The organism is Pseudomonas sp. Ma2-10 (genome assembly GCF_054330215.1).
Map to the genome: position 1 here is coordinate 37,438 of NZ_JBTEYL010000020.1, position 13,532 is coordinate 50,969.

Consider the following 13,532-nt stretch of genomic DNA (forward strand, 5'->3'; position numbering starts at 1 on the left):
AAAAGCCCCGCCTCTTTCGAGACGGGGCTTCTTCATTCAGCGCCTGATCAGGCAACCGGCTCCAACTCAGCGCCGGCAGTGACAGCGGCAGTAGTAGGCACTACCGCTTGACCACTCAACGCCAGATCCAGCAACTCACGGTTGGCCACCGCATACATGGCGTAATCAGTACCGCTGGCGGCACGGATTTCTACCAGCATGGCGCGCCAGCGTTCGATCATGCCTTCGTGCTCTTGCATCCACAGCTCCAGACGGGTTTCCACGTCCTGGGTGCCGTCGCCCTGTTGCAGGACGGAGATGGTGATTGCACGTTGTTGCCAGTCGACATCATCGCGGAACGCTTCACGGGCCAGGGCCTGCCAGTTGTTTTCAACCGGCAGGGCGCTGATCTGTTGCAGGTACCAGGTGATGTCCAGCGCGCTGCCCACGGCGAAGTAAGCCTTCGCCACGTCGGCTGCGTTCTGACCGGTCACGTCGGACGCTTCGATGATCGGCAGCAGGGTGTACAGGTGAGTGGTGCCTGCAACCATGCGCGCCAGCAACTCAGGAACGCCAGCCGCAACGTACGCCTGATAACGGGTCTGCCAGCCTTCGCGGGTCGGGCCTTCCAGCAGTTCGTCGAGCTTGAGCCCCAGCGCTGCCAGATGTGGACCGAAGTGCGCGACGTCACGGGCAGCGTTCTGCTCGTTGCGACGGCTGCGCAGGAACCAGCGCGTAGCGCGACGGCCCAGACGCATCAGCTCATCCATCAGTTCCAGTTGCACGTCAGCGCAAACCTGGTAGTCCAGGGCTTCTATCTGCCGGAACCAGTGCGGGAGGTGGAAGATATCCCGAACAATTACATAGGCACCCGCTACATTCGCCGGGCTCATGCCGGTCGACTCTTTCAGTCGTTGAACGAAGGTGATGCCCATGTGGTTGACCAGATCGTTGGCGATCTGGGTGCTGACGATCTCGCGCTTCAGACGGTGACGGCGCATGGCGTCGGAGAACTTGCTCACCAGGCTCGGCGGGAAAGCGGTTTCCATGTCGCGTGTCAGGTAATCGTCGTCCGGCACCTGAGAATTGAGCAGCGCTTCCTTGAGGTCGATTTTGCTGTAGGAGATCAGCACCGACAGCTCTGCACGGGTCAGGCCATGGCCCTCCGCGAGGCGCTCGTTGATCGCTTCTTCAGATGGCAGGAACTCGATGGCACGATCCAGCTTGCCGCGGCCTTCCAGATCGTTCATCAGACGTTTGTATTCGGCAAACCGCTCGAAGGCACGGCGTGCCGCCAGAGACAGCGCCTGAGTCTGCTTGTAGTTGTTGCCCAGAACCAGGTTGCCGACTTCGTCGGTCATGCTCGCCAGCAACTGGTTTCGTTGCTTGTCGGTCATGTCGCCGGCATGAACCACTTCGTTCAGCAAAATCTTGATGTTTACTTCATGGTCGGAGCAGTCCACACCACCGGCGTTGTCGATGAAGTCGGTGTTGGAACCGCCGCCATTGAGGCCGAATTCGACACGACCCAGCTGCGTCATACCGAGGTTACCGCCCTCGCCCACGACTTTGCAGCGCAGTTCGTTGCCGTTCACGCGCAGTGCATCGTTGGCCTTGTCGCCGACATCGGCGTGACTTTCGCTGCTGGCTTTGACGTAAGTACCGATACCGCCATTCCACAACAGGTCCACAGGTGCCTTGAGCAAGGCATTCAGCAGCTCGGTCGGGGTCAGCTTGTCCGCCTGAATGTCGAAGCGCGATTTCATCTGCGGGGAAATCGCGATGCTTTTCGCGCTACGGGAGAAGATCCCGCCGCCTTCGGACATGATGCTGGTGTCGTAATCCGACCAGGACGAACGTGGCAGGTCGAACAGGCGCTGACGCTCGACGAAGCTGTTGGCCGGCTCGGGGTTCGGGTCGATGAAAATGTGCAGGTGGTTGAACGCTGCGACCAGTTGCAGCTTGTCGGACATCAACAAGCCGTTACCAAACACGTCACCGGCCATGTCGCCGACACCGACCACGGTGATGTTGTCTTCCTGGACATTGATGCCGCGTTCGCGGAAGTGACGTTGAACGCCAACCCACGCGCCCTTGGCGGTGATGCCCATTTTCTTGTGGTCGTAACCGGCCGAGCCGCCCGAGGCGAACGCATCGCCGAGCCAGAAGCCGTAGTCGATGGCAATGCCGTTGGCGATGTCGGAGAAGGTTGCAGTGCCTTTGTCCGCAGCCACTACCAGGTACGGGTCGTCGTCGTCATGACGCACGACGTTGGCCGGCGGTACCAGTGCACCGTCTTTCAGGTTGTCGGTGATGTCCAACAGCCCCGAGATGAAGATGCGGTAGCAGGCGATGCCCTCAGCCGCGATCTCGTCTCGACCGCCACCCAGTGGCAAACGACGCGGCAGGAAGCCGCCCTTCGCGCCAACCGGCACGATGACCGAGTTCTTCACTTGCTGGGCTTTTACCAAGCCCAGGACTTCGGTTCGGTAGTCTTCTTCACGGTCAGACCAGCGCAGACCACCGCGAGCAACGTTGCCGAAGCGCAGGTGCACACCTTCGACGCGTGGCGAGTAAACGAAGATTTCGAACTTCGGCACTGGCTTCGGCAGCTCTGGAATCTGGTGCGGGTTGAACTTGAAGCTGAAGTAGGACTTGTTCTGACCGAGCGCGTCGGTCTGGTAGAAGTTGGTCCGCAGGGTGGCCTTGATCAGGTCCAGGTAGCGACGCAGGATACGGTCTTCGTTCAACACCTGGACGTCGTCCAGCGCACTCAGAATCGCGTGTTCCAGGCGTTGCTGCTTGTCTTCCAGATCGTCAGTACCGAGCTTGCGAGCCAGGTAGAAACGGGTTTTGAACAACCGGGTCAACTCGCGAGCGATGTCGGTGTGGTTGTTCAGGGTGCTGGCGATGTAACCGAGGTCGAAGCCCAGGCGAATCTGCTTCATGTAACGGGCGTAGGCTCGTAGCAGCGCGACATCGCGCCATGGCAGACCGGCGGTCAGTACCAGGCGGTTGAACGCATCGTTCTCGGCATCGCCGCGCACGATGTGGACGAAAGCGTCCTGCAAGGTGTCATTGAGTTGCTGGATGTCGAGTTCCAGGCCTTCAGCAGCGGTGAACGCAAAGTCGTGAATCCAGAACTCGCGGCCACTGTTGTGACGCAGGCGATATGGGAATTCACCCAGCACGCGCAGGCCAAGGTTTTCCAGGATCGGCAACACGTCAGACAACGCCAGCGGGGTATCCGCGTGATACAGCTTGCAGTGCAGTTCGCGCTGACCGGAGGCCTGACCCATTGGCTGATAGAAGCTCATCACCAGCGGATTGGATTCTTTCAGGCTCAGTAGGTGCTGCATGTCGACCACAGCCGAATGCGCGGCGAAACGCTCGCGGTAACCGGCCGGGAAGCCTTTCGGGAAGTCAGCCAGCACGTTGGTGCCTTGGGCTTCGCCGAAGCTTTCGACGACCAGACTCGCGTAGTCGTCCTGCCAGCTGCGGCAGGCCTGTACCACTTCTTTTTCCAGCAGCACCGGGTCGATGTCCAAACGGTTTTTCGGATCGACACGCAGAATCAGTTGCACGCGGGCCAGCACGGACTCGGAGAAGAAGGTCCAGAACTCGCAGTCCGAGGCTTTCAGGCGATCCATCAGCACTTGCTGGATCTTCTGGCGCACTTCGGTGGAGTAGATGTCGCGCGGCACGTAGGCCAGGCAGTAGCAGAAACGGCCATACGGGTCTTTGCGCAGGAACACGCGAATCTTGTTGCGCTCCTGGATCTGCACGATCGACATCACGGTGGCAAACAGTTCGTCGACCGGGGTCTGGAACAGGTCGTCGCGCGGCAGCACTTCAACCACCTGAGCCAGTTCCTTGCCCAAGTGAGCCTTGGCCTGGAAGCCGGAACGGCGTTCGATTTCTTCGACCTTGCGGCGGATGTACGGGATGACCCGCACGCTCTCGCCATACACCGAGGAGGTGTACAGGCCCATGAAACGGCATTCCTTGATGACGTTGCCGTCGGCGTCGATTTCACGGATCGACACATAATCCGGGTAAGCCGGACGGTGCACACGGCTTGGGTGCGCAGCCTTGGCGAACGACAGCAGGGTCGGTTCGCGCAGGTAGTTCACGGCGTAGTCTTCGATGCGCAGGTCATCGTAGGTCAAGCCGGTGCGCAGCAATTTTGTCAGGCCGAGGAAAGAGTCCTGATCGTAGACGATATGGCCGCCGTCGGCTTCATCGCGAACCACGAATTCTTCATAGCCCAGGAAGGTGAAGTGGTTGCCCACCAGCCATTCCAGGAAGCTTTTGATTTCGGTTTTTTCTTCAGGATCGACAGCGAACTGGCTGTTGTCCAGGCCGGTGAGGATTTCCTGGACCTTGGCTTTCATCGGTTCGAAATCGGTGACCGCGACGCGGACTTCACCGAGAACCTGTTCCAGTTCCTTGCTCAGGACATTCAGTTCGGCCGAGTTGGCGCAACGGTCGATCTCTAGGTACATCAACGACTCTTGCAGCACGTCGTCGCCCTGGGTGCCTTTCGGCAGGACTTCCAGCAGCTCGCCCTTGCTGCCGCGACGCACGCTCAGCACAGTGGTTTGCAGGGTGTGGATGCTGTAGCCGCGACGGTTCAGCTCGGTGCGCACCGAGTCCACCAGAAATGGCAGGTCGTGGTGCAGCACTTCGACCGCGGTGTGGGTCGACTGCCAGCCGTGACGTTCGTAATCGGGGTTGTAAACGCGCACTTGCGGTTGCGCGTGATCGAAGCGCTCAAGCAGGCGCCACGCAGAAAGGGTGCAGCCGGCGAGGTCGGACAACCGACGCTGGGTCAGCTCGTCCAGGGAAATGATGCCGAAAAATTGTTCCGCGAACAGCGCCACTTGTGGCAGTGCCTGTTCACTGATGTGCTGCGCCAGTGCCGCTTGCAGTTGGTGCTGGAAGTCGGCTTTGCTGGCTGCGGTGAAGAACGCCATCTGTGGTACTCCGCTTGGGCTTGTTATTGATGGAAGCGTCGCGTGCAAACCCCTTTGGGGGTGATCCGTCACTCTGTTCCTGATTCTCGGGCAGAGGAAACAGGATGACAGGTGGGTGAAGCTGGACGAGACACTCAGGTCACATTCACCGTCCATGAATGGGCATCTGCAAAAACGACTGGGCAAAGTGCAGCGCAATGCCTTTACAGGTGCTCATCCGTTGCGCAGCTTAACCAGTGCGGCAAGGCCCGTGCTTGCAGCGCTGCGACATATTCGGTCATCGGTACGCAGCTTGCGCCTTGTGCATCGAACAACACTAGCAGTCGCACGGTAAAACGGGGGGATTAAGCCCGGTTTTGCGCCACATCAGTACCAGAAATGACCAGCAACACCCTGGATGATCACGACACACCCTCTAACACTCAGGCGAGCAGAAATTCCCGTCTGCTGGCAGAATCGCCTTTTGTTCGTCTTCACAACGCTCGTCGAGCCAGGAATTCCCCATGCAAATGACCACCGCCCTCTTGATCGTCAACCCATGCGATGACGAAGAAGACAACATGGCCATGCTCTGCTGCCACAGCGATCAGGGCGATATGTTCCTGATGACCCGCTACCCGGACGAGGACGCGCTGGACATCACCCTCGACGGCGAACCTTCGACGCTCGACGGCGTAAAAGTCACCCTCAGCCCCACCCGCCTGCTGATCGAAATCGCTGCCGCTGACGCCGATGCGCTGAATGGTGATGATTCGCTGGAAATCATTCACAGCACTGATGCAGCGGAGTTGGCTGAAGTCGAAGAAACGTTGCAGAACATCCTTAAAGGCACTGGCACTTATATAAGCGAACTGAGCTGACCCCTCCCTTCCCTTCCGGACACAGATCGTTCCTACGTTCGGCGTGGGAACGAACGTTAATCCGCAGATTGCACAAAATGCCGTTAGTCGCCGCCCCCCGCGATAGATTAAAGTAACGCCCCAAGCCCTGGCGTTATTCGAACGTCTTCGGTCACCCTTTCCAGGAACAGTCATCGATGGAACATCGTGAAGCGCTGCTAGCGCTGCGAACCTTTCTTTCAACGCAGATTCTCGGCCAGGAAAAACTCATCGAGCGCTTGCTCATCGCCTTACTCGCCGACGGCCACATGCTGGTCGAGGGCGCCCCGGGCCTGGCCAAGACCAAGGCTATCAAAGAACTTGCCGAAGGCATCGAGGCACAGTTTCATCGCATCCAGTTCACTCCCGACCTGTTGCCGGCCGATATCACCGGTACGGAAATCTATCGCCCGGAAACCGGCAGTTTCGTGTTCCAGCAAGGTCCGATCTTCCACAACCTGGTGCTGGCGGACGAAATCAACCGCGCCCCGGCCAAGGTTCAATCCGCCCTGCTCGAAGCCATGGGCGAGCGCCAGGTCAGCGTCGGGCGCAGCACGTATGAGCTGTCGCCGCTGTTCCTGGTGATGGCCACGCAAAACCCGATCGAGCAGGAAGGCACCTATCCGCTGCCCGAAGCGCAGCTCGACCGCTTCCTAATGCACGTAAAAATCGGCTTCCCAGACGCCGCCGTCGAACGACGGATCCTGCAACAGGCCCGTGGCGAGGCGTTGAATGGCGAAACCAAGCCCGAGCGCCGAGTCAGCCAGCAGGCGATTTTTGCCGCGCGCAAGGAAATCCTCGGCTTGTACATGGCCGACGCCGTGGAGGAATACCTGGTGCAACTGGTCATGGCCACGCGCACCCCGGCCAAGTTCGACCCGGAGATGGCCGAGTGGATCGCCTATGGCGCCAGCCCGCGCGGCTCGATCGCCCTCGACCGTTGCGCCAGGGCCCACGCCTGGCTGGCCGGTCGCGACTTCGTCAGCCCGGAAGACATTCAAGCGGTGCTGTTCGATGTGCTGCGTCATCGCATCATTCTTTCTTTTGAAGCCGAAGCCGCGGGCATCGACCAGGACAGGGTGGTCCAGCGGATTCTCGACGTCGTAGCCGTCGCTTGACCCCGATGAACGCCCTCCTGCCGCCCGAGCCGGGCATCCGTGTCAGCCTCGCCGAGCTGATCGAGATGCGCCATCGCGTGCGTGAAGTGCAACTGTTTTCCACCCCAAGCCAGCGCAGCCCGCTGATCGGCTTGCACCACTCCAAACTGCGCGGGCGCGGGGTGGACTTCGATCAGGTGCGGGTCTATCAGGCCGGCGATGACGTGCGAAGCATCGACTGGCGCGTCACCGCCCGCACCCAGGAACCCCATACCAAACTGTTCCATGAAGAGCGCGAGCGGCCGATTTTCATCATGGTCGAACAAAGTCGCCGGCTGTTTTTCGGCTCGGGACTGATGTTCAAATCGGTGCTCGCTGCCCAGGCCGCGAGCCTGATCGGCTGGGCGGCACTGGGTCATAACGATCGAGTCGGCGGACTGGTGTTCGGCAACAACGAACACTATGAAATCAAGCCACGACGTAACAAACAAAGCCTCCTGCAATTGCTCAACCGTCTGGTGAGGGTCAATCAGTCGCTGCACACGGAAAGCGAGCCGGACCGCGACGCCTTCAACATTGCCCTACGCCGCGCCCGGGAAGTATTGCGTCCCGGCAGCCTGGTGATCGTGATCTGCGACGAACGCACCCTGACCGAGGGCGCCGAACAACAGCTGAGTTTGTTGTCGCGCCATTGCGATCTACTGCTGCTGCCGGTATCCGACCCACTGGATCACGCCTTGCCCGCCGCCGGACTTTTACGTTTCGCCGAACGCGGTGCGCAACTGGAACTCGACACCCTGAATTTCGAGTTGCGCCAGACCTATCGTGCCCAAGCCGAAGTCCGCATCGCTCGCTGGGAGTTGCTGGCGCAGAAACTCCGGGTATTGCTAATGCCCCTGAGCACCCAGAGTGAGATGGTTGAACAGTTGCGCGAGTACCTGAACCCACAGAAACCGGGGAAAGCTCGATGAGCAGCCTCGATCAACTGCAACCGCTGATCTCCCCGCCACCGATCGAGTTCTGGCCACCGGCACCGGGCTGGTGGCTGTTGCTGTTGTTACTGCCACTCATCGGTTTCGGTCTGTGGAAGGTAAGGCGCTTGCTCTCGAACAAACGCCCGATTGTGCGCGCCGAACAACCGCTGGACCCGGTACGCCTCGCCGCGCTGGCCGAACTCGCGCGGATGCCCAAACCCTACGACGGCGCTCCGGCCGGTGCTTGGCTGCAGCAACTCAACGGTTTGCTCAAACGCCTGTGCCGCAACCATTACCCCTATAGCCAGAGCCATACCCTCAACGGGCGAAAATGGCTGGCATTTCTCGACAACCGTTGCCCGGCTGCCGGCCTGACCCGCTGGATGGTGCTGGTCGAAGGCGCCTACAAACCTGAATGCAAACTCGACGACAAGGCCATCGCCGGCCTGACGCAGGCTGTCGACACCTGGATTCGTAAACATGTTTGAGTTCGCCTGGCCGTGGATCTTTGCCCTATTGCCGCTGCCTTGGCTGATGCGCATTGTGTTGCCTGTCGCCGACAGTGGCGAGCCGGCGCTCAAAGTCAGCTTCCTCGGCGACCTCGAAGGCCTGGCCCGCCGCCGCGCCCGGCCCAACCTGCCGGCCTGGCGCCAACAGGCACCGTTCATTCTGCTGTGGCTGTTGCTACTGATTGCGACGGCGCGCCCGCAATGGCTTGGCGAACCGCTGCCCATCGCCGCCAGCGGTCGCGATCTGCTGGTCGCGGTCGACGTGTCGGGCTCGATGGATTTCCCGGACATGCAATGGCAGGACGAAGAGGTCAGTCGACTCACGCTGGTTCAGCAGTTGCTCGGTGACTTCCTTGAAAGTCGCGACGGCGATCGCGTCGGCCTGATCCTGTTCGGCAGTCAGGCGTATCTGCAAGCACCGCTGACGTTCGACCGGCACACGGTACGCGTGTGGCTCGACGAAGCGCGGATCGGCATCGCGGGCAAGAACACCGCCATCGGCGATGCCATTGGCCTGGCCCTCAAACGCCTGCGCCAACGCCCGGCACAAAGCCGTGTACTGATTCTGGTCACTGACGGCGCCAACAACGGCGGCCAAATCGACCCGCTCACGGCTGCTCGGCTGGCAGCCAGCGAAGGCGTGAAAATCTACCCGATCGGTATCGGCGCCGACCCGGAGCAAAGCGGCACTTTGGGTTTCCTGGGGGTCAACCCAAGCCTCGACCTCGACGAGCCCTCCTTGAGGGCGATCGCCGAAGCCACGGGCGGCCAGTATTTTCGTGCCCATGATGACAAGGAGCTGCACGCGATCACGGACACCCTCGACACACTGGAACCGGTGACCCAGCAACCGACTCAGGCTCGCCCGGCTCAGGCGTTGTACCACTGGCCTTTGGCGATCGCGTTGTTATTGAGCATGTTGTTGGTGGCTCGCGAGCGCTGGCCTGACAACCCGTTGCAGCGACTGTTTACCAAGGATCTGTTTTTACAAACGCCACTGCCCGACTGGCGCCAGCGGCTTAAACGCCTGCGTCTGCGGAGGCGCCGATGAGCGCACTCTGGCCATACTTGTTCCGCCCCTGGTGGTTGCTGTTGTTGCCACTGCTCGGCGGGTTACTCTGGCAACTCTGGCATCGGCAGAAGCGCGCCGGGCGCTGGCAGATGATTCTGCCGCCGGCCTTCCATGCGGCATTGCTCAGTGGTGGCAATGGTCGCGACAGCAAATTGCCGTGGGTCATTCTTGGATGTGCCTGGGTACTGACCGTTCTGGCGCTGCTCGGGCCGAGCTGGGAACGTGTCGAGCAAGCCAGCCAGAAACCCGCCGACCCGCTGGTCGTGATCCTTGAGCTGACCCCGCAGATGCTCGCCACCGACGTACCACCCAACCGACTGGAACAGGCCCGGCGCAAGCTGTTCGACCTGCTGGAGAACCGCCGCGATGCCCAGACCGCGATCGTCGTCTACGCCGGCAGTGCTCACACGCTGGTGCCACTGTCGGATGACCTGTCGACCAGCCTCAATCTATTGAATGCCCTCAAACCTTCGCTCATGCCCGAAACCGGACATCGGGCCGATCTGGCGGTGGCCAAGGCCCTTGCGCTGCTGGATCAGGGCGCCCTCGGCGAAGGGCGGATCCTGCTGATCGGTTCAACCTTGACCGAACAGGAACGCGAAGGGATTCGACAGGCGCTGGGCGGCAAGTCGACACAATTTCTGATGCTCGGTATCGGCACAGCCGAAGGCGCGCCGATCACCCGGGAGGACGGCAGTTTTCTGAAGGACGACAAGGGCGCGATTCTGGTGCCACATCTGGACGAACCCAGCCTGAAAGCCTTTGCCAACGGTCTGGACGGACGTTATCGCCACGCGCGCCTGGACGATGCCGACTTGCGCGCACTCGGCTTGCTCGAGGGCCCCCACGCACTGCGCAACGACGGCCAGACCCTGCGCCTCGACACGTGGGCCGATCAGGGTTACTGGTTATTGTTGCCGTTGCTGCTGCTGGCGGCGTGCGCCGGTCGGCGCGGCTGGTTGTTCTGTCTGCCATTGCTCTTGCTGTTGCCACAACCGAGTTATGCCTTCGACTTCAACGATTTGTGGCTGCGACCCGACCAACAGGGGCTGATCTTGCTGAAGCAGAAGCGTCCAGCCGAGGCTGCACAGCATTTCGAAGATCGACAATGGCAAGGTGTGGCGCTCTACGAAGCAGGCGACTACAACGGCGCCGTCCAGCGGTTCGCCAAAGGCAGCGACGCCCACGCCCACTACAATCGTGGCAACGCCCTGGCCAAAAGCGGTGAGCTGGAAGCCGCGCTGGATGCCTACGAACAAGCGCTGGAACATCAACCGGATTTGCGTCCGGCCCTGACCAACAAGGCGCTGGTGGAAAGTCTGCTCAAGCAGAAAAACACACCACCGCCCATTGCCCCAGACAAAAACGCCGGCAACGAGACCGAGCCTCCCACGCAAGAGCCGCCGCCGGGCGCGGCCACGCAATCGTCAGATAAAGGTGAACCGAAAACCGACGGCCAACAAACCACGAAGGATTCCGAGCAGCCACGTACAACGCCGCCGAAAACCGGCACCAATGAAGTCCCGGGCAGCGAACTGGGGGATGAAGACAGCACCCGACCACCGATGCGCCCGGCCAGCGACAGCATCGATGGTGAACAGCGCCAGGCACTGGAGCAATGGCTGCGCAAGATCCCGGATGATCCGGGTGAATTGCTCAGACGCAAATTTTGGTACGAACAGCAACAACATCAGGATCAGGAAAAAACTCGATGACCCGCTTCACCGTTTTCTTGCTCGCACTGCTGCCCGCCCTGTTGCTCTGTACTGCTCAGGCACAGGCAGCCGGGCTGTTCGCCAGTGTCGACCGCAGTCGCCTGAACAGCGGCGAAACGATTGAACTGACCCTGGAAACCAACGACGTGACGCAGTTCGGCAAGCCTGATCTGACCGCGCTGGAGCCGCTGTTCGAAGTGCGCGGCACCCGTCAAGTCAACCAACTGACCACCCTGAACGGCGACAACCGTGCGACCACCCGCTGGATCATCACCCTGCTGCCTCGGCAGAACGGCAGCGTGGTTATCCCGACACTGCAACTGGGTGACGTGCAGAGCCAGCCCATCACCGTGCAAGTGGTCGAGACCGAAACCCAAGACAGCCCGACCAAACGGGCCCCGGTGTTCATCGACGCCAGCCTCGATCACAACAGCGTGTACGTGCAAGCCCAGGCGATCCTGACCTTGCGCATCTACCATTCGGTGTCGCTGTACGACGACAGCAGCCTCCCTCCCTTGCAGATCCCCGATGTGCGCATCGAGCAACTGGGCGAGGCGCGCACCTACGAGAAAGACATCAATGGCCTGCGCCACGGCGTGATCGAGATGCGCTACGCGATCTACCCGCAACACAGCGGTGAGTTGATCATTGCGCCGCAGATATTCAATGCGGTACTCGTGGACGCACAGCCCGCCCAGGACGCCGCCGCGCAGGCACCGAAATCCGGCAAACTGATGCGCGTCAGCTCCGCCGAGATTCTGCTGACGGTCAAAGCCAAACCCATCACCTACCCGGCCGACATGCCATGGCTGCCGGCCCGCAGTCTCAGCCTGAGCGAAAGCTGGAGCCCGGAACCGGATCACGCGCAGGTGGGTGATTCGTTGACCCGCAGTCTGACGGTGAAGGCTGAAGGCCTGTCCAGTTCGCAATTGCCGCCGCTGCCGGCCACCGACGGCAACGGTTTGCGACGCTACCCGGATCAACCGGTGCTGGGCAACCAGAACAGCGAGCGCGGGCTGATCGGCAGCCGCGAAGATCGTGAGGCCCTGGTGCCAACGCGCAGTGGCGCAATCGAGTTGCCAGCGGTCCAAGTGGTCTGGTGGAACACCTTCGAGGACCACCTGGATCACAGCAGCCTGCCGGCCCGAACCCTGTCAGTGGCGAATAATCCGAGCCTGATGGCCGACACCCCGGCCGGCACGCCACAAGCCATTTCCGCTGCCGACAACGAAGCCCTCTGGTGGTGGAAACTCAGCACCCTGATCCTGGCCGGCACCACCCTGCTGGGCTTCGGTCTCTGGTGGCGCGCCCGCTGGCAACCGGCGATCCTGCGCGCGGCGCAGACCGGCCCGAGTCCACGCACCGTGCTCGACGATCTCAAGCGCGCCTGTCAGGCCAACGACTCCCACGCCACCCGCCAGGCCCTCGACGCCTGGGCCCGGCAACAACCGGAAACCCTGGCCGAGATGGCGGCGCGTTTTGTGCCGTTGTCCGACGCCCTCGACGGCTTGAACGGCGCGCTCTACAGCGAAACCGGCCAACATTGGCAAGGTGACGATCTGTGGCGGGCGATCAAGGCGATTCCGATTGCCGAGCGGGTTCAGGACCCGGTGGGTGACAGCGGGTTGCCGCCGCTTTATCCAAAGTAACGGCCCGAGCTGTCGTCGAGATGGAACTCGACGTCCAGATGAATGGCCTGTAAAAAAGCGCCGTCGTGGGAGACGACGATCAACGCCCCTTGGTACTGATTGAGCATCTGCTCCAGCGCAATTCTACTGGGCAAGTCCAAATGGTTGTCCGGCTCGTCCAGCAACAGCAATTGCGGCGGCCGCTGTGCATATAGCTGCGCAGCCAGTGCTATTTTCAGGCGTTCGCCACCGCTCAACTGACAGGTCTTGAGCATCGCACGTCCCGCATCAATGCCCATCTGCGCCAACCGGGTTCGCGCCTCGGCGATACGTTGTTGCTGCTGCTCCTGGGCCACCTGTTGATTGAGGCGCAATTTTCCCTGACTGTTTTCACTGCGCTCTTTCTGGGCGTTGGTGATCAGCTTGGTCTGATTGCCGTCGCGGGCCTGACGGTCGCCACGCGCATTACGCCGCTGCTGACGCTGCGCCACGGCGTAAACCCGCCCTTCACGGCGAACGATGCCGCTGGTGGGCAGTTGCTCCCTCGTCAGGAGCCGGCCAAGCAAGGACTTGCCACAGCCATTGGCGCCCACGATGCCAGTGGCCCTGGTATTGAAGGTGTGGTTCAAGTGATCGAACAGCACGCGCCCGCCGGGCAGGTTGAACGACACTTGATCAAGTTGAAGTAACCATTGGGTCATGAC

Annotated in this window: 9 protein-coding genes; 7 read left to right on the plus strand and 2 right to left on the minus strand. The window is 61.0% G+C overall.

The genetic code is table 11. From position 1 onward, the window contains the following. Positions 1-47: 47 nt before the first annotated feature. Positions 48-4,955, minus strand: coding sequence for an NAD-glutamate dehydrogenase (locus ACXPVS_RS20615; RefSeq protein ID WP_458511581.1), 4,908 nt, complete (start codon positions 4,953-4,955; stop codon positions 48-50). Between the two features lie 503 nt (positions 4,956-5,458). On the opposite strand from ACXPVS_RS20615, the gene ACXPVS_RS20620 reads away from it, so the two are divergent. From ACXPVS_RS20620 to ACXPVS_RS20650, 7 genes are all read left to right on the plus strand, one after another. Then, entirely contained in the window at positions 5,459-5,815 is a 357-nt protein-coding gene (locus ACXPVS_RS20620; protein WP_458511582.1) for a hypothetical protein, read from the plus strand. A gap of 176 nt (positions 5,816-5,991) precedes the next feature. Beyond that, complete coding sequence (locus tag ACXPVS_RS20625) at positions 5,992-6,951, plus strand: AAA family ATPase (RefSeq protein WP_008150800.1); 960 nt, start codon at positions 5,992-5,994, stop codon at positions 6,949-6,951. Between the two features lie 5 nt (positions 6,952-6,956). Beyond that, positions 6,957-7,901 carry a DUF58 domain-containing protein gene (locus tag ACXPVS_RS20630; protein WP_458511583.1) on the plus strand — a complete coding sequence of 315 codons (945 nt, stop codon included), beginning with the start codon at positions 6,957-6,959 and terminating at the stop codon, positions 7,899-7,901. Beyond that, the gene (locus tag ACXPVS_RS20635; RefSeq protein ID WP_458511584.1) at positions 7,898-8,392 is read left to right on the plus strand and encodes a DUF4381 domain-containing protein; all 495 of its coding nucleotides are present in this window, start codon (positions 7,898-7,900) and stop codon (positions 8,390-8,392) included. Before ACXPVS_RS20630 ends, ACXPVS_RS20635 begins: the two co-directional genes overlap by 4 nt. Further along, a complete protein-coding gene (locus ACXPVS_RS20640) occupies positions 8,385-9,464 on the plus strand; it encodes a vWA domain-containing protein (RefSeq protein WP_458511585.1) in 1,080 nt (359 codons plus the stop codon). The genes ACXPVS_RS20635 and ACXPVS_RS20640 overlap by 8 nt, the downstream gene beginning before the upstream one ends. Further along, a complete protein-coding gene (locus tag ACXPVS_RS20645; protein ID WP_458511586.1) occupies positions 9,461-11,200 on the plus strand; it encodes a tetratricopeptide repeat protein in 1,740 nt (579 codons plus the stop codon). The genes ACXPVS_RS20640 and ACXPVS_RS20645 overlap by 4 nt, the downstream gene beginning before the upstream one ends. Then, positions 11,197-12,849 (plus strand): BatD family protein, encoded by a 1,653-nt coding sequence (locus ACXPVS_RS20650; RefSeq protein WP_458511587.1) that lies wholly within the window; start codon positions 11,197-11,199, stop codon positions 12,847-12,849. The genes ACXPVS_RS20645 and ACXPVS_RS20650 overlap by 4 nt, the downstream gene beginning before the upstream one ends. Here the strand turns inward: ACXPVS_RS20650 and ACXPVS_RS20655 are convergent. Then, positions 12,837-13,529, minus strand: coding sequence for an ATP-binding cassette domain-containing protein (locus tag ACXPVS_RS20655; protein WP_458511588.1), 693 nt, complete (start codon positions 13,527-13,529; stop codon positions 12,837-12,839). The two genes, ACXPVS_RS20650 and ACXPVS_RS20655, sit on opposite strands and share 13 nt — an antisense overlap. Between the last annotated feature and the right edge of the window lie 3 nt (positions 13,530-13,532).

Coding starts and splice junctions, on each gene's coding strand:
- ACXPVS_RS20615 (WP_458511581.1), bottom strand. CDS start 4,955: ATGGCGTTCTTCACCGCAGCCAGCAAAGCCGACTTCCAGCACCAACTG.
- ACXPVS_RS20620 (WP_458511582.1), top strand. CDS start 5,459: ATGCAAATGACCACCGCCCTCTTGATCGTCAACCCATGCGATGACGAA.
- ACXPVS_RS20625 (WP_008150800.1), top strand. CDS start 5,992: ATGGAACATCGTGAAGCGCTGCTAGCGCTGCGAACCTTTCTTTCAACG.
- ACXPVS_RS20630 (WP_458511583.1), top strand. CDS start 6,957: ATGAACGCCCTCCTGCCGCCCGAGCCGGGCATCCGTGTCAGCCTCGCC.
- ACXPVS_RS20635 (WP_458511584.1), top strand. CDS start 7,898: ATGAGCAGCCTCGATCAACTGCAACCGCTGATCTCCCCGCCACCGATC.
- ACXPVS_RS20640 (WP_458511585.1), top strand. CDS start 8,385: ATGTTTGAGTTCGCCTGGCCGTGGATCTTTGCCCTATTGCCGCTGCCT.
- ACXPVS_RS20645 (WP_458511586.1), top strand. CDS start 9,461: ATGAGCGCACTCTGGCCATACTTGTTCCGCCCCTGGTGGTTGCTGTTG.
- ACXPVS_RS20650 (WP_458511587.1), top strand. CDS start 11,197: ATGACCCGCTTCACCGTTTTCTTGCTCGCACTGCTGCCCGCCCTGTTG.
- ACXPVS_RS20655 (WP_458511588.1), bottom strand. CDS start 13,529: ATGACCCAATGGTTACTTCAACTTGATCAAGTGTCGTTCAACCTGCCC.